Source organism: Streptoalloteichus tenebrarius, assembly GCF_024171885.1.
GTDB lineage: Bacteria > Actinomycetota > Actinomycetes > Mycobacteriales > Pseudonocardiaceae > Streptoalloteichus > Streptoalloteichus tenebrarius.
In genome coordinates, this window is record NZ_JAMTCP010000052.1 from 1 (window position 1) to 22473 (window position 22473).

The 22473-nt window shown below is 71.9% G+C and carries 15 protein-coding genes; 14 read left to right on the top strand and 1 reads right to left on the bottom strand.

All coding sequences use genetic code 11. The features are described 5' to 3' along the window. From LX15_RS28215 to LX15_RS28235, 5 genes are all read left to right on the top strand, one after another. On the top strand, window positions 1-555 hold a 555-nt coding region (locus tag LX15_RS28215), incomplete at its 5' end, for a DUF3558 domain-containing protein (protein ID WP_253673360.1). Between the two features lie 26 nt (window positions 556-581). Continuing rightward, on the top strand, window positions 582-1205 hold the full coding sequence (locus LX15_RS28220; protein ID WP_253673368.1) for a DUF3558 domain-containing protein: 624 nt from the start codon (window positions 582-584) through the stop codon (window positions 1203-1205). A 26-nt stretch (window positions 1206-1231) separates the two neighbouring features. Beyond that, window positions 1232-1858, top strand: a complete 627-nt coding sequence (locus LX15_RS28225) for a DUF3558 domain-containing protein (protein ID WP_253673370.1) — start codon at window positions 1232-1234, stop codon at window positions 1856-1858. Window positions 1859-1882: 24 nt separating this feature from the next. Next, on the top strand, window positions 1883-3313 hold the full coding sequence (locus tag LX15_RS28230; protein ID WP_253673372.1) for a hypothetical protein: 1431 nt from the start codon (window positions 1883-1885) through the stop codon (window positions 3311-3313). 581 nt (window positions 3314-3894) lie between these two features. Further along, complete coding sequence (locus LX15_RS28235; protein ID WP_253673374.1) at window positions 3895-4425, top strand: GNAT family N-acetyltransferase; 531 nt, start codon at window positions 3895-3897, stop codon at window positions 4423-4425. 57 nt (window positions 4426-4482) lie between these two features. Here the strand turns inward: LX15_RS28235 and LX15_RS28240 are convergent, their stop codons facing one another. After that, window positions 4483-5583, bottom strand: coding sequence for an FAD-binding oxidoreductase (locus LX15_RS28240; RefSeq protein ID WP_253673376.1), 1101 nt, complete (start codon window positions 5581-5583; stop codon window positions 4483-4485). Window positions 5584-5885: 302 nt separating this feature from the next. Between LX15_RS28240 and LX15_RS28245 the strand changes: the two genes are divergently transcribed. From LX15_RS28245 to LX15_RS28285, 9 genes are all read left to right on the top strand, one after another. Beyond that, window positions 5886-6737, top strand: a complete 852-nt coding sequence (locus LX15_RS28245) for a pyridoxamine 5'-phosphate oxidase family protein (protein ID WP_253673383.1) — start codon at window positions 5886-5888, stop codon at window positions 6735-6737. A gap of 340 nt (window positions 6738-7077) precedes the next feature. After that, a complete protein-coding gene (locus tag LX15_RS28250) occupies window positions 7078-7530 on the top strand; it encodes a MarR family winged helix-turn-helix transcriptional regulator (protein ID WP_253673393.1) in 453 nt (150 codons plus the stop codon). A gap of 194 nt (window positions 7531-7724) precedes the next feature. After that, entirely contained in the window at window positions 7725-8216 is a 492-nt protein-coding gene (locus LX15_RS28255) for a MarR family winged helix-turn-helix transcriptional regulator (RefSeq protein ID WP_253673395.1), read from the top strand. A gap of 74 nt (window positions 8217-8290) precedes the next feature. Continuing rightward, window positions 8291-10633: an MDR family MFS transporter gene (locus LX15_RS33320; protein WP_253673440.1), complete on the top strand. Its 2343-nt coding sequence runs from the start codon at window positions 8291-8293 to the stop codon at window positions 10631-10633. 293 nt (window positions 10634-10926) lie between these two features. Next, window positions 10927-13533 (top strand): ATP-dependent chaperone ClpB, encoded by a 2607-nt coding sequence (gene clpB / locus LX15_RS28265; protein ID WP_253673397.1) that lies wholly within the window; start codon window positions 10927-10929, stop codon window positions 13531-13533. Window positions 13534-13746: 213 nt separating this feature from the next. Then, window positions 13747-15624: a transglycosylase domain-containing protein gene (locus LX15_RS28270; protein ID WP_253673399.1), complete on the top strand. Its 1878-nt coding sequence runs from the start codon at window positions 13747-13749 to the stop codon at window positions 15622-15624. A gap of 762 nt (window positions 15625-16386) precedes the next feature. Then, entirely contained in the window at window positions 16387-20751 is a 4365-nt protein-coding gene (locus tag LX15_RS28275) for a glycoside hydrolase family 38 N-terminal domain-containing protein (protein WP_253673401.1), read from the top strand. Next, entirely contained in the window at window positions 20748-21326 is a 579-nt protein-coding gene (locus LX15_RS28280) for a DUF7158 domain-containing protein (protein WP_253673403.1), read from the top strand. The genes LX15_RS28275 and LX15_RS28280 overlap by 4 nt, the downstream gene beginning before the upstream one ends. A gap of 43 nt (window positions 21327-21369) precedes the next feature. Then, on the top strand, window positions 21370-22275 hold the full coding sequence (locus tag LX15_RS28285) for an ROK family protein (protein ID WP_253673405.1): 906 nt from the start codon (window positions 21370-21372) through the stop codon (window positions 22273-22275). Window positions 22276-22473 lie beyond the last annotated feature (198 nt).

Below are 22473 nucleotides of genomic sequence, written 5' to 3' on the forward strand. Positions count from 1 at the left end.
AGCAGCACCACCGGAACGCCCACCGCCGCCGACCACGCAACCAACCCACCCACCACCACAAGTGGCCCCACCAGCCAATCCTCATCCGCCAGAACCGGCCCATCCCTGGCGCCCCGCGTCAGCAATCCCAAGAATCTCCGAGGTCAGGACGCCTGTCAGCTACTCACCCCACAACAACAGGCAGAACTCACCTTCACCAAGCCAGGAGAGAAAGGAACCTCCGCATTCGGCGAGTCAGAATGCCGCTCGTCGAACGACAACCTGCGAATCTACCTCGCCCTTGACACCAAGCGTCGCGGACTAGAGGAGACATACCTCCGCAAGGAACGCTTCCCAGACTTCACACCATCAACCGTCGCCGGCTACCCGGCAGTGCGAACCCATCTGAACGACAAACTCAAGTCGTGCCGTATAGCCCTCGGCGTCGCCGACGACCAGGTGCTCTACATCACCTTCGACCTCAATTCCCACACCAATCCAGAGTACGAGGACCCCTGCGGGTTCGCGGAGAAGGTCGGGAAAATGGTGCTGGACAACCTACCACCCGCACGCTGAACAGGTCCCCGGTACGGAAGCAAAGAATGAGCAAAATACAAGGGTGGCAGACCGGAGTCCTCGTGCTAGCGGGACTGATGGTCGCTGGCTGCTCCAGCAGCACCACCGGAACCCCCACAGCCGCCGACCACGCAACCAACTCACCCACCACCACAAGTGGCCCCACCAACCGCTCCCCATCCGCCAACGCTGGCCCGTCTCTTGCACCACGGGTCGCCAACCCCAAGAATCTCCGAGGTCAGGACGCCTGTCAGCTACTCACCCCGCAACAACAAACACAACTCACCTTCACTCAACCCGGAAAGAAGGGAACTTCCATCTTCGGCGAACCAGAGTGTGACTGGTCGAACGACAACCTGCGAATTCGTCTGGCAAGTGATACGAAACGACGCGGACTGGAAGAGACCTACCTCCGCAAGGAGAGGTTTCCAGACTTCACGCCGTCAACCGTAGACGGCTACCCGGCGGTTCGAACAGGACGTAATGACAAGATCAAGTCATGCCGCGTCGACCTCGGCGTTGCCGACGACCAGGTCCTCTACATCGAATTCGACCGCAATTCCCGCAACAATCCGGAGTATGAAGACCCCTGCGGGTTCGCGGAGAAGGTCGGGAAGATGGTGCTGGACAACCTACCACCCGCACGCTGAACAGGCCCCCTGACAGGTAGCAAAGAATGAGCAGGATACAAGGTTGGCAGACCGGAGCCCTCGTGCTGGCGGGGCTGGTGGTCGCTGGCTGCTCCAACACCGCCACCGGAACACCCACCGCCGCCGACCACGAACCCAACCCACCCACCACGACAAGTGGACCCACCAACCCCTCCCCACCCTCCAACGCTGGCCCATCTCTGGCGCCTCAGGTCACGAACCCGAAGAACCTCCGTGGGCAAGACGCATGCCAGCTACTCACCCCTCAGCAGCAAGCGGAACTCACGTTCAGTGGATCCGGAACAAGGGGCGTTTCCGACTTCAAGGAGGAGGAATGCACGTGGTCGAATAGCAATCTCGCCATCTATATGGCGCTGGACACCAAGCGGCACGGACTCGAAGAGGTGTACCTGCGAAGGAGCACGTATTCAGATTTCACGCCATCGACCGTCGCTGGATACCCCGCGGTTCGAACCCGCCGCAACGACAAAATCAAGTCATGCCGAGTTGTGCTCGGCATTGCCGATGATCAGGCTCTTCATATCGAGTTCAGTCGTCATTCCGACGGGCGTGATCCTGGGTACGAGGACCCTTGTGGGTTCGCGGAGAAGGTCGGGAAGATGGTGCTGGACAACCTGCCAGCCGCACGCTGAGCAGGAGAGGGGGAGGAGATAGCGATGTCCTGGATCGACCGCCTGTTCCCTGGTGACGACGCCAACTGGGACGGGATCAGCCACCAGCAGTTGTGGGAGTGGTTCTCCCAGCCGAACTTCTCCGGTCTGACCGTGACGAGCGAAAGCATGTCCGAGTTGGCCGGGCACTTCGACAAGGCCGCTTCGGCGGTGTCCGCCGCGTTGAATCAGGCGGGCGCCGTGTGGGAGGGCGGCGCGGCCGACGCGATGCGAGGCGGGGTCGCCCCGTTGGTGGAGCACGCGCTGACGGCCAAGGAACACAGCTCTGCCGTGCTCGAAGCCACCTTCACGCAGCAGACAATGCTCCACAACATGGTGGTGGCCATGCCGGAGCCGGTGCCGCGCCCCTCGTTGAGCGAGATGTCGAACGGAAGCCTCGTCGACATGATGCTCGGCTCCGCTCGTTTCCTGGAGAACGAGGTCAAGGCCATCGAGGCCGAGGAGCGGGCGCGGGACATGGCGCGGAGTTACGGGAACTCGGTCAACGCGACCGTCAGCGGCCTGCCGGAGTTCGTCGAGGCTCCCCGTGTCACCTCCGACGTCACCTCGTCCGAGGGCACCACTTCGAACGACGGGTCCGGTGACGGGTCCACGCGCCAGGGAGGAGACAGGCCGCCGCGACCGGGGACCCAGGATCTCGACCAGCGGAGCCGTCCGCCGGTTGACGGCGGCGGTCAGGAGCAACGGAGGCCGATCCCGCCTCTCCCGGGCACCAGGGGTGACGTGGGCTCGGAGCCACCGGCCCAGGTCAACCCGAGCTGGCACGTCCCGAACCCCGTCAACCCTCCACAGTGGAATGGTGGGGGCGGGCCAGGCCAGGGTGGACCTGGTCAGGGCGGTGGCGGCGCCTGGGCCGTGCCCTCGCCCGTCGTTCCTCCCCGTGGCGGGCCCCAGTACCAGACCCCTGGCGGGCCGGGTGGTCGTGTGCCCGGCGGAGCTGGGCGTGTTGGTGGACCGGGCGGTCCTGGTGTTGGAGGTGGAACTGGTCCGAGGACTCCCGGGCCGGTTCGGGGTGGACTGGGTCCTGGTGGCGGGTTCGGTCCCGGTGGCGGGTTCGGTCCCGGTGGCGGGTTCGGTCCCGGTGGCGGTGTCGGGCAGGGCGGCCCTGGGCAGAGCGGTGGTTTCGGGCCGAGGGGCTCGGGGTTCGGTCCGCTCGGGCCGGGCGGTGGCAGCGGCGCGGTCAACCCGGGCGGGCCGGGTGGGCCGGGGTTCGCGGGTGGCTCCGCTGGCAGTGGGGCAGGCGCACGTGGCGCGGCTGGTGGCCCGGCGGGCGCTGCCGGCGCGGGCGCGGGTCGGGGACAGGGCGGCGAGGACACCGAGCACCAGCGACCGTCGTACCTGATCGAGATGGAGGACGTTTACTCCACCGACGTCAAGGTCGCGCCGCCGGTGATCGGCGAACGCCCACAGGGGTAGCGGTAGATCGTCGTCCGTCCGGCTCGGCGTTGGGGTCGCCCCAGGTCTTCCGCCTGGCCCGGTTTCCCGCGTGGGCAACAGAACGTGTGCGCGGGATGGTCGATCTGGACAGAGGGTGAGCGCGTGCGGGCAGCCCGCTGGGGTGTCCGCACGAACGCACTCTGACGTCCGTGGCGGGATGTCTACTGTGGACGGTGTCGCTCCAACAGGTGGATCTCGGCGTGGTCCACTCGCATGGGTCATGCAGCGGGGCGTTTTCTGTCAGACCCCCGTGAGACGTTTGAAGTGGGGGTCCCCCTATTACAACTCTCGGGCGCGCCGCGCCCGGCGGACGGCCGCACGGGCTGGCGGACAGCGCCGTGCTCGCGCTCGCGCCTCCGCGGGGGATGCCCAAACCCGTTGTCGAGGCCCGTCGGCCGCTGTTAGCGTCCCACCAGCGCGAAGGACGCGTGATCACCGGTACGTGGGGGTTGATGAATATGGCTGCCAGCAGCCGTCTTCAGCATGCCCTCGTCCGGTCCGCTCGCGGCTGGTGAGCAGCCCGTGGACCGGGTCGTTCCTCACGACCAGGAAGTGACCACGTGTCTTCGTTCTCTTCATCCACCACCGACCTGACCACCGAGCGCCTCGTCCTGCGGACCTGGCCCGCCGGTGACGTCTCCGCCGTCCTCGCGGGCTCGCGCCTGCCGCACTGGGCCGAGGACTTCCCCGCCGAGGGGGACGGCGTCATCGCCGGCTTCATCGCCGAGAGCCCCGAATCCCTGGGCGAGTACGGACAACGGCAGATCATCGAACGCGCCAGCGGTCTCGTGGTCGGTTCGCTCGGCCTGTTCTGGCCGCCCCGGGACGGCATCGTCGAGATCGGCTACGGCGTGGTGGCCTCCCGCCGGGGCAAGGGCTACGCCACCGAGGCCGCCAGGGCGTTGGCGGAGTTCGCGCTCCGCGCGCCCGAGGTCCACACCGTCCGTGCCGGGGTGGAGTTGGCGAACCCCGCATCGGTCCGGGTGCTGGAAAAGGCGGGCTTCCAGCGGTGGCCGGCGGAAGGACCAGCGGAGGAGCCGGTCACGACAGCCCAGTTCCGCCTGACGGAGCGGGATCTGGCGCGCGGCTGATCCACACCGGGTGAGACGGACCCCGTGCCCCACGACGGGGCACGGGGTCCGTTCCGCTCAGTCCAGGGTGAACGGGTCGTACTTGATCCGGTCCAGCGGTGTGCCGGCGACGAGCATCCGCGAGACGGTCGCGCGGATCATGCCCGGCGAGCCGCAGACCAGCACGTCGCGGTCCGACCAGGCGCCGTAGCGGGTGACCGCGTCCGCCAGGGTGCCGTGCTCCGCGCCGTGCATCCGCTCGTTCTCCAGCACCGGCACGACCGTGAGCCACGGGTTGCCCATGGCGATGCGTTGCAGGTTCTCCAGGTCGTACAGGTCCTCGTGCCCCCGGCCGCCGACGAAGAGGTGGACCCTGGGGTTCTCGCCCCACCCCGCCATCTCGTCCAGGATCGCCCGCATCGGCGCGACGCCGGTGCCGCCGGCGACCATCAGCAGGTCGCGGTGGGTCCGCCGGTCGTAGCCGAGCCGGCCCATCGGCGGGCCAATCCGCCAGACGTCGCCGAGCCGGGAGTGGCCGACGATCGACCGGCTCACCCAGCCGTCGGGCACCGAGCGCACGTGGAACTCGATGACGCCGTCCGCGCGGGGGGCGTTGGCGGGGGACAGGTACCGCCACAGGCGGGGGCGCTGCGGCACCTCCACGCTGAGGTACTGCCCCGCCCGGTAAGGGACCTGGTACTCCGGCTGCACCCGCACCACGGCCAGGTCCCAGCTCAGGCGCTGGTGGTCGACCACCTGGGCCGGCCACCACGCCGGGTTGTCGTCGGCCGCCGCGGCGTCCTGCATGGTCCGCGCCATGATCCGGTACGCCTCGTACCAGGCGCGCTCGACGGTGGGGCTCCACGCGTCGCCGCAGAACTTCTTCAGCGCGCCGACCAGCGCGGTGCCGACCGCCTCGTAGTGCGCGCTGACCACGCCGAACTTGCGGTGGTCGCGGCCGAGTTGGCGGAGGAAGGGGATCAGGTCGTCGGGGCGGTCCACCATCTGCACGACGTGGACCAGCGCGCGCAGCAGGCGGCTGCGCTGCACCTCCATGTTCACCGGGAACAGCTCGCGTGTGGCGGGCGCGATGCTGAACAACATCCCGTAGAAGAACTTGGCGACTTCGTCCGCCCGCGGCTCGACCACCGCGAAGCTCTCGCGGATCATGCGCACCATGGCGCTGACTCCCGACGGGGGCTCGCGGCGTGGCGGCGGGACTGGGGTAAGCACGGCGTTCGCGGTCATGGTCCGGGCGCAGTCTTCTCCAGGTTGTCCGGTGCGCCGGCGAGGCGCGCCGTTGCTGTCGTCATGCATCCCCCGACGGGGGTGGACACTAACTCGGTTCGGAGCCCTCTTTCTCCTTGATGCCACCTTCGGGTGCACTTGTGCTACTGCCAGTAGATCACTGCTGCGAAGGACGGGGGAACAACCGGGGCCGGATGTGCACGCGCGGTCTCGTTCATGACACGGTGGGGCACGTGACCCCCGACACCCTCGTCCCGACCGGCATCGCCGGTCCCGAGTTGTTGGAGCTGGAACTGGCCGAGGGCGCGCCCTCCCTCCCCCACGCGCCCGCCCCCTCCGCCCAGTTCGCCGACCGGTCGCCCGCCGCCGCGCCGACCGACCGGCCCCGGGACGGCGACCCGCCGCCCGACCCCCTCCAGGACGACCTGCCGCGCGGGATGCCCGGCTCGCAGGGCGAACACCTGTTGCAGTGCGCCTACGGCACCCAGGACCGGGCGCGGCGCTTCTACACGCAGCAGGTGCTCGACCGCCTGAACCCGGCGATGATCGAGTTCATCGGCCGGATGGACATGGCGTTCGTGGCGACGGCCGACTCGCGCGGCGAGTGCGACGCGTCGCTGCGCTGCGGTCCCCGCGGGTTCATCCAGGTGATCGACGACCGCCACCTGGCCTACCCGGAGTACCGGGGCAACGGCGTGCTGGCGAGCCTGGGGAACATCAGCGAGAACCCGCACGTGGGCATCCTCCTCGTCGACTTCGTCACGGACCTGATCGGACTGCACGTCAACGGACGCGCCCGGATCATCGAGGACATCGACCTCCGACTCACCTACCCTGAGCTCCCCGACGACTTCGAACGCGGACGCACACCGGAGCGGTGGGTCGTGGTGGAGGTCGAGGAGGCCTACATCCACTGCCGCAAGCACATCCCCCGGATGGTGCCGGTGGTGCGGAACCGCCCGTGGGGCACCGACGACACCAAGCGCAAGGGCGGCGACTACTTCAACGCCAAGGCCGAGCCCCGCCCGTGGGTCATCCCCGAGGACGCCGACCGGGCCGACCAACCGGTGGCCAGTCAGCTCTGACCGCCAGCGCGGACAACGGAAGCCGTTGCGGGGTGGGGCGTCCGCCGGGACGCCCCACCCCTTCCGTCATGAGCGCCGGGAAGGTGACGCGCCCCGACGCTCGGACCACCGTCAGACCCTGCCGTGACGGGGGCGTGACAACGAGCGGCGACCGTTGGCCCGGGGCGTCGCGGGGCCGGGCGACAATTCGGACGACAATGAGGTCAACGGACGACAGCACGACGGCCGTTCCCCCGACTCGTTCCTCCCGGCGGAACGGCGCACCGGGCCGGGACGGCTCATGACCGGCGGACCCGGGTGACTACGGTTCCCCGGGATCGAGTGGCGGGAGGACGAGCTGGTGACCACCGGAAACGGCGAGGCGGGGCGCAGGACGGCGTTGGACGCCGTGGAGCGGGAGCTCGCCGTGTTGTTCCGGCGGGCCCGGAGCACGTCGATGGCGGTGGCGGCGAAGGTGCACCCCGGCCTCGACGCGGCGGCGTACGGGTTGCTGGTCCTCATCGACGACGCGGGCCCGCTGCGCGGCGCCGACGTCGTCGAGCGGCTGGGTCTGGACAAGTCGACGGTGAGCCGGCAGATCGCCGACCTCGTCTCGTTGGGCCTCGTCGAGCGGGTGCCCGACCCCTCGGACGGGCGCGCCCGGCTCGTCCAGCTCACCGAGGTGGGCAGGGACCGCCTGCACCAGGTGCGGGCGGAGCGGCGGCGCCGGGCCAGGGACCGGTTCGCGAGCTGGCCGACCGACGACCTGGAGCAGCTCGCGCGGCTGCTCTCCCGCCTGCACGACGTGCTCTGACGTCGTCCGCTCCGCGTGCGCCGCCCGCGCGCGGCACTGCCGGCCGCCTCGCGCGGCGCGTGCCGGCTCCTTCGGCACTCCTTCCGCTCCCTGTCCGGAGTGACGCGGATCTCAGGATTTGTCGGCCCACTGATCCATAGTTGTGGAATACAACCAACATCCCTATAGTTGTGTGTAGCAACTAAGGAGGTGTCATGGGTCCGACGTCCGACGCGTGGGTCGACCTCGTCAGGGAACTGCGCGAGCTCGGCCAGTTGTCCCAGACCGCCATGCACCGCACCTGGCGCAACGACCTCGGGTTGCATCCGGCCGCCGCCGGGCTGCTCGCGGAGCTGGCCCGCCGGGGCGAGTGCAGGATCACCGAACTCGCCCACCGGCGCATGGTCGACGTGTCGGTGATCAGCCGACAGGTCGCCCAGCTCGAACGGGTCCAGCTCGTCGAACGACGACCGGACCCCGGCGACCGCCGCGTCGCCCTCGTCCACGCGACCGAGCACGGCCTGACCACGTTGGCGCGCTGGCGGTGCGAACAGGTCGACGCCCTCCACCAGGCGCTCGGCGACTGGGACGAGGGAGCCGTGCGCGCCGCCTGCGCCACGCTCGGCGCCATCAACGACCAGCTTCGTCGGTCCCTGACCGGCGACCCCGAACCCGCCAACCCCGACATCCTGGAAGGAGCCCGATGAGTAGCGCGTCCTCCGCTGTCCCGGCGCAGGCCACCCCGCGCGCCCAGGGCGTCGGCGGCGGTCACGAGCGGCCGATGGGCCACCGCGAGGTGCTGGAGGCCATGAGCGGCCTCCTGCTGGCCCTGCTGGTCGCCATCCTCAGCTCGACGATCGTCTCCAACGCCCTGCCCACGATCGTGGCCGACCTGCACGGCACGCAGGGCCAGTACACCTGGGTCGTCACCGCGACCCTGCTCGCCTCCACCGCGACCACGCCGATCTGGGGCAAGCTCTCCGACCTGTTCAGCAAGAAGCTGCTGTACCAGGTGGCGATCGGCGTCTTCACCCTCGGCTCGGTGCTGTCCGGCTTCTCCCAGTCGATGGGCGCCCTGATCGGCTTCCGCACCCTCCAGGGCGTGGGCATGGGCGGCCTCCAGGCCCTCGCCCAGGTGATCATCGCCGCCATGGTGAGCCCGCGCGAGCGGGGCAGGTACAACGGCTACACCGGCGCCGTGATGGCCGTGGCCACCGTGGGCGGCCCGCTGGTCGGCGGTGTCATCGTGGACACCTCCTGGCTCGGCTGGCGCTGGTGCTTCTTCGTGGTCGTGCCGCTGGCCGTGCTGGCGCTGGCCGTGCTCAGCCGCACCCTGCACCTGCCGGTGGTGCGCAGGAAGGCGCGCATCGACTGGGCGGGGGCGACGCTGATCACCGGCGGCGTGAGCCTGCTGCTGATCTGGGTCTCCTTCGCCGGCAAGGACTTCGCCTGGTGGTCGCTGTCCACGCTGGCCTACCTGGCGGGGGCGCTGGCCTGCGTCGTGCTCGCGCTGGTCGTGGAGTCCCGGGTGGCCGAGCCGGTCATCCCGCTGCACCTGTTCCGCAACCGGACGACCGTGCTCGCCGTGCTCGCCAGCGTGGCCGTCGGCACCGCGATGTTCGGCACCTCGGTGTTCCTCGGCCAGTACTTCCAGCTCTCCCGCGGCTACTCGCCGACGGAGGCCGGTCTGCTCTCGCTGCCGATGGTGGCCGGCCTGTTCGCCGCCTCGACCGTGTCCGGCCAGGTCATCTCCCGAACCGGGAAGTGGAAGGCGTTCCTGGTCGCGGGCTCGCTGCTGCTGGTCACCGGCCTCGGCCTGCTCGGCACCGTCGACCACGAGACCAGCCTGTGGGTCATCGGCTGCTTCCTCGTGCTGGTCGGCCTGGGCATCGGCATGACCATGCAGAACCTCGTGCTCGCGGTGCAGAACACCGTCGGCCCCAGGGAGCTGGGCGCGGCCAGCTCGGTCGTGACCTTCTTCCGCTCGCTCGGCGGCGCCGCCGGCGTGTCCGTGCTGGGCTCGGTGCTCGCCACCCGGGTGACCGAACTGGTCAACGAGGGGCTGTCGCGGCTGCCGCGCCGGCCCGGCGCGACCGGGGGCTCGGGCGGCCTGGCCATGGACATCGGCCACATGCCGGAGCCGGTGCGGGGGATCGTCCGCGCGGCGTACGGCGACGCGACCGGTCGGATCTTCCTCATCGCGGGGATCGTCGCGGTCGTGACCGTGGTGACGGTGGTCTTCATCAAGGAGGTGCCGCTGCGCACCTCGGCCGGCGGCGCGCCGCAGCCCGAGGCCGCTCCTCGGGTCGGGCAGCCCTCCGCGACCCCGTCTGTGCACAGCGTTATCCACAGGCCTGTGGATGAGTTCCAGGGGAATGTGGACAACTCAGCCCCGACTGTGGACAACTCGCTGCGTCGTGTGGGTGAACTGGGGGTAACTCCGGCGACCTCCCCGACACGGGCGAACGGGCACGCCGAGCGGGTCGACGACTGGTACGCCCGACTGCACGCCCACCTCGCGGAGTTCACCTCGTCGCTGGCCCAGGCCGGCCGACAGCTCACCGACCAGGCCACCGCCCTGCGGGCCGAGCTGGACGCCGCCCCGCCCAGGGTCGCCCCGCCGGCGCCCGCGCCGGAGGTCGACCAGGAGGCGCGGGAGCGACTGCTGGCGGAGGCCCGGCACGAGGCCGAGCGCATCGTGGCCGCGGCGCGCGAGGAGTCCGAGCGGCTGCGCCGGGAGGCCGAACGCCAGGCGGAGGAACTGGTGGCGTCGGCCAGGGCCCGGGCCGCGCGGGTGGCCGCCTCGGCGGAGCCGACCGGGACCGGCGACACCGCCGACACGATCGCGTGGCCCGAGGCTCCGGTCACCGCGTCCGCGTCCCGGCCCGAGGCTCCGGCCGGCGCGCCCCTGCCCCAGGCCGGGCCCCAGACCGAGCCCGGGGTCGAGGCCAGGCCGGAGGGCGCCGGCGAGACCGGGAAGGCTCCCAGGCGGGCGCTGTTCGAGGTGCCCCGCGCCGCCACGCGTCGGGAGTCGTCCTTCGCCGGCGAGCTGCGCGCGTTGTTCGGCTACCCCGACGGCCCGATGAACGGTCAGCGCGGACCGCGCCACGCGGCCGGCAAGTAACACAGCAGGTCAGAACACCAGCGGCGCGCCCGCGGGAACGAGCGTTCCCGCGGGCGCGTTCGCATGTCCGCCCAGGCCCGCTGCCAGAGGCCCGTCGGGGAGGGACCCGCGCCTGCCGTGTCGGAGGGAGGTGGCCGGCGTCGCGCCGAGGAGACTGCGGCGGGAAGAACGACGAGAAAGAATGGGTTGAGTGGAACTGACTCAACTTTTCTGACGTTGTCCTGGATGAGCGGTCGCCGCCCGCCCCTGGGCGGGTGCGACCGGCCCGAGTGGACGTGCCGATGAGGTGAGGGATGGACGCTTTCAACCCGACCACGAAGACCCAGCAGGCGATCTCCTCGGCGGTCCAGGCCGCCACCGTCGCGGGCAACCCGGACGTCGGGCCGGTGCACCTGCTGGGCGCGCTGCTCGCGCAGGCCGACGGGGTGGCGAGCCCGCTGCTCTCGGCGGTCGGGGCCGACCCCGCCAGGGTGCGCGCCGAGCTGGACCAGCTCGCGAACCGGCTGCCCTCGGCGTCCGGCGCGACCGTGGCCGCGCCCCAGTTCTCCGGCGAGGCGGTCCGGGTGCTCACCCACGCCCAGCAGCTCGCCACCGAGATGCGCGACGAGTTCGTCTCCACCGAGCACCTGCTGGTCGGGCTCGCCGCGCAGGGCGGGCAGGTGGCCGACCTGCTCCGCAGGCACGGGGCGACGCCGGAGGCGCTGCGGGAGGCGTTCGGGAAGGTGCGCGGCTCGGCCCGCGTCACCAGCCCGGACCCGGAGGGCACCTACCAGGCGCTGGAGAAGTACGGCGTCGACCTGACCCAGCGCGCCAGGGAGGGCGGGCTGGACCCGGTGATCGGGCGGGACGCCGAGATCCGCAGGGTCGTGCAGGTCCTGTCCCGGCGCACCAAGAACAACCCGGTGCTGATCGGCGAGCCCGGCGTCGGCAAGACCGCGATCGTCGAGGGCCTCGCCCAGCGCATCGTCGCCGGCGACGTGCCGGAGTCGTTGCGCGGCAAGCGGGTCGTCGCGCTGGACCTCGGCTCCATGGTGGCCGGCGCGAAGTACCGGGGCGAGTTCGAGGAACGGCTCAAGGCGGTGCTCAGGGAGATCACCGAGTCCGCCGGCCAGGTCATCACGTTCATCGACGAGCTGCACACCATCGTCGGGGCCGGCGCGACCGGTGAGGGCGCGATGGACGCGGGCAACATGATCAAGCCGATGCTCGCCAGGGGCGAGCTGCGGATGGTCGGCGCGACCACGCTCGACGAGTACCGGCAGCACATCGAGAAGGACCCGGCGCTGGAGCGCCGCTTCCAGCAGGTGCTGGTCGGCGAGCCCAGCGTCGAGGACACCATCGGCATCCTGCGCGGGCTCAAGGAGCGCTACGAGGTCCACCACGGCGTGCGGATCACCGACGCCGCGCTGGTGGCCGCGGCGACGCTGTCCGACCGCTACATCACCGCCCGGTTCCTGCCGGACAAGGCGATCGACCTGGTCGACGAGGCCGCGTCCCGGCTGCGGATGGAGATCGACTCACGTCCGGTGGAGATCGACGAGGTCGAGCGGGCGGTCCGCCGGCTGGAGATCGAGGAGATGGCGTTGTCCAAGGAGGACGACCCCGCCTCCCGGGAGCGGCTGGCCGCGCTGCGGGCCGAGCTGGCCGAGAAGCGCGAGGAGCTGGCCGGCCTGACCGCGCGCTGGCAGAACGAGAAGGGCTCGATCGAGCGCGTGCGGGAGCTGAAGGAGCAGCTCGAACAGCTTCGCGGCGAGTCGGAGCGGGCCGAGCGCGACGGCGACCTTGGCCGGGCGGCCGAGCTGCGCTACGGCCGCATCCCCGCGCTGGAAAAGGAGCTCGACGCGGCCACCGCCGCCACCGACCAGCAGAAGGTCATGCTCAAGGAGGAGGTCGGCGCGGACGACGTCGCCGACGTGGTGAGCGCGTGGACCGGCATCCCGGCCGGCCGGCTGCTGGAGGGCGAGACCGCGAAGCTGCTGCGGATGGAGGAGGCGCTCGCGCGGCGGGTCGTCGGCCAGTCCGAGGCGGTGCGCGCCGTGTCCGACGCGGTGCGCAGGGCCCGCGCCGGGGTGGCGGACCCGGACCGCCCGACCGGCTCGTTCCTCTTCCTCGGCCCGACGGGCGTGGGCAAGACCGAGCTGGCCAAGGCGCTGGCGGAGTTCCTGTTCGACGACGAGCGGGCCATGGTGCGGATCGACATGAGCGAGTACGCCGAGAAGCACTCGGTGGCCCGCCTGGTCGGCGCGCCGCCCGGCTACGTCGGCTACGACCAGGGCGGCCAGCTCACCGAGGCGGTCCGGCGCCGGCCCTACACGGTGGTGCTGCTGGACGAGGTGGAGAAGGCGCACCAGGACGTCTTCGACGTGCTGCTCCAGGTGTTGGACGACGGGCGGCTCACCGACGGGCAGGGCCGCACCGTCGACTTCCGCAACACCATCCTCGTGCTGACCTCGAACCTGGGGTCGCAGGCGATCGTCGACGTGAGCATGACCGAGAAGCAGCGCGAGGACGCGGTGCTGGCGGTGGTGCGGCAGCACTTCAAGCCGGAGTTCCTCAACCGGCTGGACGACGTGGTGGTGTTCCACGCGCTGTCCACCGAGGAGCTGACGTCCATCGTGGACATCCAGGTCTCCCGGCTGGCCGCCCGCCTGGCGCAGCGCCGGCTCAGCCTGCGCGTCACCGAGGCCGCCAGGGACTGGTTGGCGATCAACGGGTTCGACCCGGTCTACGGGGCGCGGCCGCTGCGGCGGCTGGTGCAGAGCGCGATCGGCGACCAGTTGGCGAAGAAGCTGCTCTCGGGTGAGACGCGGGACGGCGACACCGTCGTCGTCGACGTGACCGACGACAGCTCGGGGCTGACGGTGACGCGGGCCGAGGCGGCCGCGGCCGCGCACGCCTGACCGGTTTCCGGCGGTGCTCCCTGGTGACGGGGAGCACCGCCGGCCCGCCGTCGGGGTGACGCGGGAGGTAACGAACCGCTTTCAGTTCGCGACAACTTTCCGAAGCGTGACGGCGTCATCCCCAATGTGCGACGCGCTCACTCGCTAGAACGTCACTCGATCGATGCCGAGCGCCGGTGTCGACTGCGCAGACGGCTCGCGCTGCTCGCACGCGTGGGGGGCGTCTCCGCGTTCGTGCTGGTCGGAGCGCTCGTCGTCGGCTACCGGCTCGCCTACGTGATGTGGGACGTGCCGGAGCCGGCCGAGATCGCGGCGAGCCAGAACCAGACCGTCACGCTGTACTACGCCGACGGCCGGACGGAGCTGGCGCGCATCCACCCGGACGGAGGAGCGCGCACCCTCGTCCGGTTCGAGGACATCCCGAAGTCCGTGCAGGACGCGGTGCTCTCGGCGGAGAACGCGACGTTCTGGACCGACGACGGCTTCTCGGTGCGCGGCATGATCGGCGCGATCTACAACAACCTGCGCGGCAGGGACGGCGGCGGCTCCACGATCACGCAGCAGTACGTCAAGAAGGCCACCGGCAAGGAGGAGCACAGCCTGACCAGGAAGGTCAGGGAGCTGGTGCTGGCCAAGAAGCTCACCGACACCCACTCCAAGCAGGAGATCCTCACCGCGTACCTCAACACCATCTACTTCGGGCGCGGGGCCAACGGCGTCCAGGCCGCGGCCAGGGCCTACTTCGGCAAGGACGTCCGGGACCTCGACGTGAGCGAGGCCGCCGTGCTCGCCGGCGTGATCCAGCGGCCGACCTACTGGGACCCGGCCGTGGACCGGGAGAACTCCGAGGCGCGCTGGAACTACGTGATGGACCGGATGGTGGAGAACGGGTTCCTCGACCGGAAGGAGCGGGAGCGGGCGAAGTTCCCCGCCGTCGTGCCCCGCGCGTCCGAGCCGGGGGCGCGCGCCCACATCAAGGCGCAGGTCCTCGCCGAGCTGGAGGAACGCGCGGGCATCGGGCTGGACGAGGCCCAACAGCACGGCTACCGCGTGGTGACCACCCTCGACAGGGACGCGCAGTCGCGGGCCGAGACCGCCGTCCGCGAGGTCATGACCGGCCAGCCGGACTCGCTGCGCGCCGCCCTCGTGTCGATCGACCCGCGCACGGGCGGCGTGGCCGCGTACTTCGGCGGCGACAACGGCAACGGCCTGGACTACGCGCAGAGCCTCCAGGAGCCCGGCACCGCGTTCACCCCGTTCACGGCCGTGGCCTTCCACCAGCGGGGCCTGAGCCCGGCGCGCGCGGTCGGACCAGGGGTGAGCGAGGGCGACATCGCGGCGCTCACCAAGTGGATCGGCCCGGGACACGTGGCCGACGCCGCGTACGCCGCCGGCATCCCGCGCGAGGTGCGCGGCCGCGCCACGATCACCTCGCCCGACGAACAACTCGGGGTGGGCGGCGGGCGCACGGCCGTCCGCCCGTTCGACCTCGCCGCCGCCTACGCCACCCTGACCGACGGCCAACGCTCCCAGCCGCACTTCGTCGACCGGGTCCTGACCGCGGCCGGCGAGGTCCGGCACCAGTTCTCGGGCACGAGGACCCCCGCGTTCCACGCCGACGCGCAGGCCAGCGCCGACACGGCGAGGGAGATCACGTCCCTTCTGGAGACCAACCAGGCGCAGGTGAACCTCCCCGCGCCCGCCAACAACCCGGTCGCCGTCCAGCCGGGCGTGCTCCGGTACGGCTCGCGGGGTCAGGTCGCCAAGGCGTGGACGGCCGGCTACACCCCGCAGCTCGCCACGGCGGTCTGGGTCGGGTCCGACCGGTTCCAACCGATCAAGGGCAGGTACCAGGAGCGCGCCGGCGGGGAGCACGACATCGACGGGAAACGGGAACCGGCGGCGATCTGGAGCGCGGTGATGGGCGCGTACCACGAGAACCGCGCTCCGCAGCCGTTCCCCACACCCAACCCCCAGGCCAGGCCGATCCCGCCCACGACCACCTCCGCCCAGGGCGCCCCCGCCGGCAGCCAGAAACAGCAACAAAAAGCGCAGCAGCCACCGAAACACACCGAGACGACCGAGAAGTAGGAGCGGAAGAGGGACAGTGCGATGACTCCCCGCGGAAACAGCGGAGCAGCCTCCCTCTCGAATGCGGGACGAAAAGCCGGGTTGGACAAAACTCTGATTGTTCATGAAGCGATACCGACAGGGACCCCGATCGGCCGAGACACCGGGCTTTCGGCGGGCAGCACCCGGGAAGACGCTGAAGCCACAGCCGAGCTGAGCATTCTGGCCAGGGTTCCTGGCGCATCTGGGGCGTTGCGTCTCCGCTGGTGCGACACCTCGCACGACCAGCGCCCCCGCGATCGGACACAGGGACCGTGTTTCAGGTATACGATCGACGACACGAACAACCGCGCCACCAGAAGCCCAAAGCGCCGCGAAGCGCCTCGCGCGCGACTACAGGCTATAGTATGGGGGAACCCCCATTCTTATCATTACACGTGGCACTGACATTTTTGCCGGGGCGGGTGGGGGTGAGCCGGAAAGTGGACACGATCTGGTGGTTGGCGGGCGTCCCTCTTGCCAGAGGCCGGGATCTTCTGACACTCCCGCACGGGACCTGATTGGCGAGGGCAGGCAAGCGAAACCGGCGGCGTCCGCCCTGGGCGCGGGGGAGCCGTTCGGGTCGCACGACGGCGGGCAGTGAGCAGGTGGCGGCCCGCGCCGGAGTCCGAGGCGCGCCGCGCGAGGGCGGCGCGACGACGTGGTACCCGGCCGCGAAGCGGCGTACCGTCACTCGGGTGGGTGGCCTTGTGTCCCAGGCCACACCTGACCATGGTCCTAGGTATGCCGATGCGCCTGCTCGCCGTCGAGCCGACCGAACTCTTCATCGGTCCGGAATCCGCTCCCCTCCAGGTGGTGCGGGTGGTGGTCGACGGCGTCGAGGGGGTCGCCGGCCAGGCCGGACCGGTCTGCGTGCACGTGACCGGGCGCGGGCTCGACACCCCGGCCCCGGTGACCGTGCGCGCGGGCGGCCGCACCACCGTGGAGGTCGGCGTCGCCACCGGGTCCCACCGGCCGGGGAGCACCGTGCCCGCACGGGTCGTGGCGCGCGCCGGCGACGAGGAGGACAGCCTCGACTGCGACCTGGTCGTCGCGGAGCCGGGGTGGACCATGCACATGGTCAGCCACTTCCACTACGACCCGGTGTGGTGGAACACCCAGGGCGCCTACACCAGCGACTGGGACCGGCTCGACTTCCCCGCCTCGGGGAGGGCGCGCCACCAGATGGCCGGGTTCGACCTGGTCCGCGCGCACCTCGACCTGGCGCTGCGCGAGCCGGAGTACCGGTTCGTGCTGGCCGAGGTCGACTACCTCAAGCCCTACTGGGACACCCACCCCGCCGACCGCGCCGTGCTGCGCCGGCTGCTGGCCGAGGGCCGCCTGGAGATCATGGGCGGCACCTACAACGAGCCGAACACCAACCTGACCAGCCCGGAGAGCACGATCCGCAACTTCGCGCACGGCACGGGCTTCCACCGGCACGTCCTCGGCGCGGACCCGGAGACCGCGTGGCAGCTCGACGTGTTCGGCCACGACCCGGCGTTCCCCGGCATGGCCGCCGACGCCGGGTTGTCGAACAGCTCGTGGGCCCGCGGCCCCTTCCATCAGTGGGGGCCGATGGAGCTGCGGGACGGGGTGAAGGGTGACCCCACGCGGATGCAGTTCCGCAGCGAGTTCGAGTGGCTGTCCCCGTCCGGCCGGGGCGTGCTCACGCACTACATGGCCGACCACTACTCCGCCGGGTACTGGATGGACTCCTCGCCCACGCTCGAAGCCGCGGAGGAGGCCACCTACGAGCTGTTCAAGGGCCTGCGGAAGGTGGCGACCACCCGGCACGTGCTGCTGCCGGTGGGCACCGACTACAGCCCGCCCAACAAGTGGGTCACGCGGATTCACCGGGACTGGAACTCCCGCTACACCTGGCCCCGGTTCGTCTGCTCGCTGCCCAGGGACTTCTTCGCGGCCGTGCGGGCGGAGCTGGCCGAACGCGGGGTCGCTCCGGCGCCGCAGACCAGGGACATGAACCCGATCTACACGGGCAAGGACGTCTCCTACATCGACACCAAGCAGGCGCAACGCGCGACCGAGGACGCGTTGCTCCAGGCGGAACGGTTCGCGGTGTTCGCGGCGCTGCTGACCGGCGCCCGCTACCCGGACGCCGCGTTCGCCAAGGCGTGGGCGCAGTTGGTGTACGGAGCGCACCACGACGGCATCACCGGCTCGGAGAGCGACCAGGTCTACATCGACCTGGTGACGGGCTGGCGCGAGGCGCGGGACCTCGCCGTCGGGGCCAGGGACGCCGCACTCGCAAGACTGTCGTCCATTGTGGACACTGGGCCACGGGCGGGGACGCCCGTCGTGGTGTGGAACCCCCTCACCCGGGACCGGGCGGACCTGGTGACGGTCCGCCTCGGCGGCCGTCCGCCGGGCGGAGTCATGGTGGTGGACGGCGTCGGCCGCGAGCTTCCCTGCCTGGTCGAGCACGACGGCGCGTCGGTGACGTTCCTCGCCGAGGACGTCCCCTCGCTGGGGTGGCGGACCTTCCGCGTTCTTCCGTCCACTTCGGACCACCAGGGCTGGTCGGAGGTCGAGGGGACGGAGATCCGCAACGAGCACTACCGCCTCACGGTCGACCCCGCGAGGGGTGGCGGCGTGTGCAGCCTGGTCGAGCTGGCGACGGGGCGGGAGCTGATCGCGACCGGGCGGCTGGGCAACGAGCTCGCGGTCTACCAGGAGTACCCGGCGCACCCCCGGTTCGGCGAGGGGCCGTGGCACCTGCTGCCGAGGGGGCCGGTCACGACGTCGGGTTCCCGGCCCGCCAGCTCCGTCCGGGCGCTGCGGTGCGCGGTGGGCGAGCGCGTCGAGGTGCGTGGCGAGGTCGGGCCGGTGCGCTTCACGCAGCGGATCACCCTGTGGCGGGGCGTCCGCCGCGTCGAGTGCTCGACCGTGGTGGAGGAGTTCACCGGCTCCGACGAGCTGCTGCGGGTCCGGTGGCCGTGCCCGGTGCCGGGCGGGTCGCCGGTGAGCGAGGTGGGAGACGCGGTGATCGGTCGCGGTGTCGGTTTCCCGGACGTCGACACCGCGACCCACCCCTGGACGCTGGACAACCCCGCGTACACCTGGTTCGGGCTCGGCTCCACGGCGCGGGTCAGGGTCAACGGCGCGGTCCGGTCGCTCGGGGTCGCCGAGGTCGTGGTGCCGCACCGGGACGAGGCCGCGCCCCTGGCGCGCGACCTGGTGTGCGCGCTGGCCCGGTCCGGCGTCACCGCCACGACGGGGGAGGCGGGTGGCTCCCGGTACGGGAACCTGGACGTGGACTCGAACCTGCCCGACTTCCGGATCGCGCTCGGCGGACCGGCCCGCAACGCCTTCACCGCCGAGGTGATCGGCCGCGCCGGCCTCGCCTGGCACGCCGAGCTGGACCGTCAGCTCGCCGAGACCGGGCGGGCGGTGCTGTGGGTGCCGGCGGAGCACGCGTTGTGCGCGGTGTGGGCGCCCGGAGCCGACCTGACCGACGCCAGGGCCCTGCCCGTGCTGGTCGTGGCCGCGCGGGACGAGGCCGACCTGCCCGCCGTGGTCGCCGACCTCGCCGCCGACCTCGACGACCACGAGATCGTCGTGGAGCAGCGGGGGCCGGTGGAGGAACACGGGATGGAGGAGCGCACGGTCGCCCTCCTCAACCGGGGGATGCCGGGTTTCGTGGTGGACGCCCACGGCACCCTCCACGCGTCGCTGCTGCGGTCCTGCACCGGGTGGCCGTCGGGGATCTGGATCGACCCGCCGAAGCGCACCACCCCGGACGGCTCTGGATTCCAGCTCCAGCACTGGACGCACGTCTTCGAGTACGCCCTCGTCTCCGGGGAGGGCGACTGGCGCGACGTGGACGTTCCCGGCGCGAGCGCCGCATACGCCCAGCCGCTGCTCGCGGTGCCGGTCCTCGACCAGGACCGGGCCGGGGAGCCGGCCCGGCTGGCCGACCACGGCTCGTTGCTCCGGGTCGAGCCGGCCGACAGGGTGTGGCTCGGCGCGTTGAAGGCCGCGGGCAACCCGCTCACCCGGTGCTCGGCCGAGCCCGCCGACCCGTCCACGAGCGTGGCGGTGCGCCTGGTGGAGACGCGCGGGGAGCCCACGACGGCCACCGTGACCTCGTCCGTGCTGCGCCTCGCCGACGCCGCGCGGGCCGACCTGCTCGAACACCCCGGGATCCCGTTGCGCGCCAACGACGGCCTGACCGCGGAGCTGTCCGGCTACGAGATCGCCACGTTCGTGGCCAAGCCGGTGCCCACGACCGGACTCCTCGGGGAGGCCGGCGACCGGGACCACGGGCGTCTCCTCGCCCCCGAGGCGGAGGACGCCCAACCCCTCTACGCGCGGTACTGGCTGCACAACCGGGGTCCGGCTCCGCTCGGCGGGCTCCCCGCGTCCGTGCACGTGGAGCCGACGCGGGCCGAGGTCGCGCCTCGGGGAACGGTGACCATGGCGGTTTCCGTCGCCTCGGACCGCACGGACGGCGACCTGCGGGGCACCGTGCGGATCGTGACACCCCCGCACTGGGCGGCCGAGCCCGCCGAGTTCGACGTGACCCTCCCGCCGGGCGGGCACGTGACGGCGGACGTCCTGGTGCACGCGCCGCCCTCGGGGCACGGTGAACCCGTTCCCCGCCCGGGGTGGCACCCGGTGCGCGCGCGGCTCGCGCTCGTCGGGGACGACCTGCCGCCGAGCTGGTCCCAGGTGGTCGAGGACGTCGCGGTGGTCGGCGTCGCCGAGTGGGAACCGGGCGTCTTCGGGTTGGAGGGGATGGTCGACGAGGCGGACCCCGTCTACGGGCGCCTGCTGCGGCTGGTGGGCGGCCCCGAGCCGGTGCGGGTCGCCGCCGGCGGCCGGGGCCGGCTCGCGGTCGTCGTCGGCACCGACGCCCACGCCCCGATCGCCGTGGAGGCCCGGCTGGTGAGCCCGTGGGGCACGTGGGAGGCGACCCCGACCGCCGCGCTCGGCGTCGAGGTGCCGGCCAGGGGCGAGGTGGAGATCGCCTTCGACGTCGCCCCGCCCCGCTGGGCGGACCCGGGGACGTGGTGGGCGCTGGTGAAGGTGGCGGGTGCGGGGCGCCTGCTGTACTCGCCGGCCGTACCCGTGGAGGTGACGAGGTGACCCGGGTCGATCAGGTGACCGAGGTGGCCGCCTGGGTCGACGGCCGGCCCGTCCCCGTCTCGGCGGTGGACGACGCTGAGCGCGCGCTGCGCGGCGGACGGGCCGCCTCGGCGTTGCCCTCGCCGGGGACGAGCGAGGGCCGGCAGCTCCGCCGGTGGCTGGTGCAGGTGCTCTCCGCCGACCTCCTGGTGCGGTCCGAGGCGGAGCGCCGGGGCCTGTCCGCCGACGACGCGCCCCCGCTGGCCCAGCTCGCGCCCGCACGGCACCACCTGTTGGAGCTGGGCAGCGCCGCGGCGGCCCTGCTGGCGAGGAACGCCCTCGCCAGGGCGGTCTTCGTCGCGGTCACCGCCGCGGTCGACGTGCCCGAGGCCGAGGTCGTCGCCTACCGGGCCCGCAACCACGATGTGCCGGGGTCGACGTCGGAGGAGCGCGTCCGAAGCCACCTCCTCGGGGCGGCGCGCCGGCGCGCCTTCGTGGAGTGGCTCGACGTGGAGCGGGCCCACCGGGTCCGGCTCGCGCCCGGCTACGAACACCCCGGCGACCCGCGCCAGCCGGACAACACGCACCGGCACTAGGGTCCGTTCCCACGGGGCTGGCCGCCCCGGGAAGGGGGACCGCGTGAGCGACCTGGTGCTCGCGATCGACGTCGGTGGCACCAAGATCGCCGCTGGCGTGGTGGACGGTGACGGCAGCCTGCTGCGTGGCGCGGTCCGCGCCACGCCGGCCGACGACGCCGAGCAGGCGTGGGCCCAGGTGCGGTCGGCGGTCGACGAGGTGTTGGCCGGAACGCCCTCGGTGCGGGCCGTGGGCATCGGGTGCGCGGGGCCGGTCGACACCGGGCGCGGCACGGTCAGCCCGATCAACATCGGCGGCTGGCGCGACTTCCCGCTGCGCGCCCGCGTCGCCGACCTCGTGCCCGGTGTCCCGGTGCGCCTGGCGGGCGACGGGGTGTGCATCGCGCTGGGCGAGCACTGGCGGGGCGCCGGCCGGAGCAGCCAGCACCTGCTCGGCATGGTCGTCTCGACCGGGGTCGGCGGCGGGCTCGTGCTGGCCGGTCGCCCCTTCGGCGGGCGGACCGGCAACGCGGGGCACGTCGGGCACGTGGTGGTCGAGCCGGACGGGTTGCCCTGCACCTGCGGCGGCCGGGGGTGTGTGGAGACCGTCGCCAGCGGCCCCCACCTGGTGCGGTGGGCCCGTGAGCACGGGTGGCAGGCCCCGCCCGGCGCGGACGCCGCCGACCTCGCCGAGGCCGCCCGGTCCGGCGACGCGGTCGCGGCGGCGGCGTTCGAGCGGGGCGGCCGCGCGGTGGGCATGATGATCGCCGGGGTGGCGGCCGTCTGCGACCTGGACCTGGTGGTGGTCGGCGGCGGGGTGGCCAAGGCGGGCCCGCTCCTGTTCGACCCGGTTCGTCGCGCGCTCGACACGCACGCCGGCCTGGGGTACCTGTCCGGCCTGCGGGTGGTGCCGGCGGAGCTGGGCGGCGAGGCTGGCCTGATCGGCGCGGCCGCGCTCCTGCGTCCCTGAGAACGCTCCAACCCGGCTCACCTGAGATGCCGTCCTCGCCCCAGGGCGCCGGTGCTCGACCGGGCGGAACACGGCCACGAGCCGCCGAACGTTGACGCGCAAGAACCTTCGACGCGCACCGCCCCCAAGTGGTGGGCAGTTCTCACCCCACCCGGTGAGATTCGCCGCCCGCCACTCGTCCGAGCGACCACAGGCCCC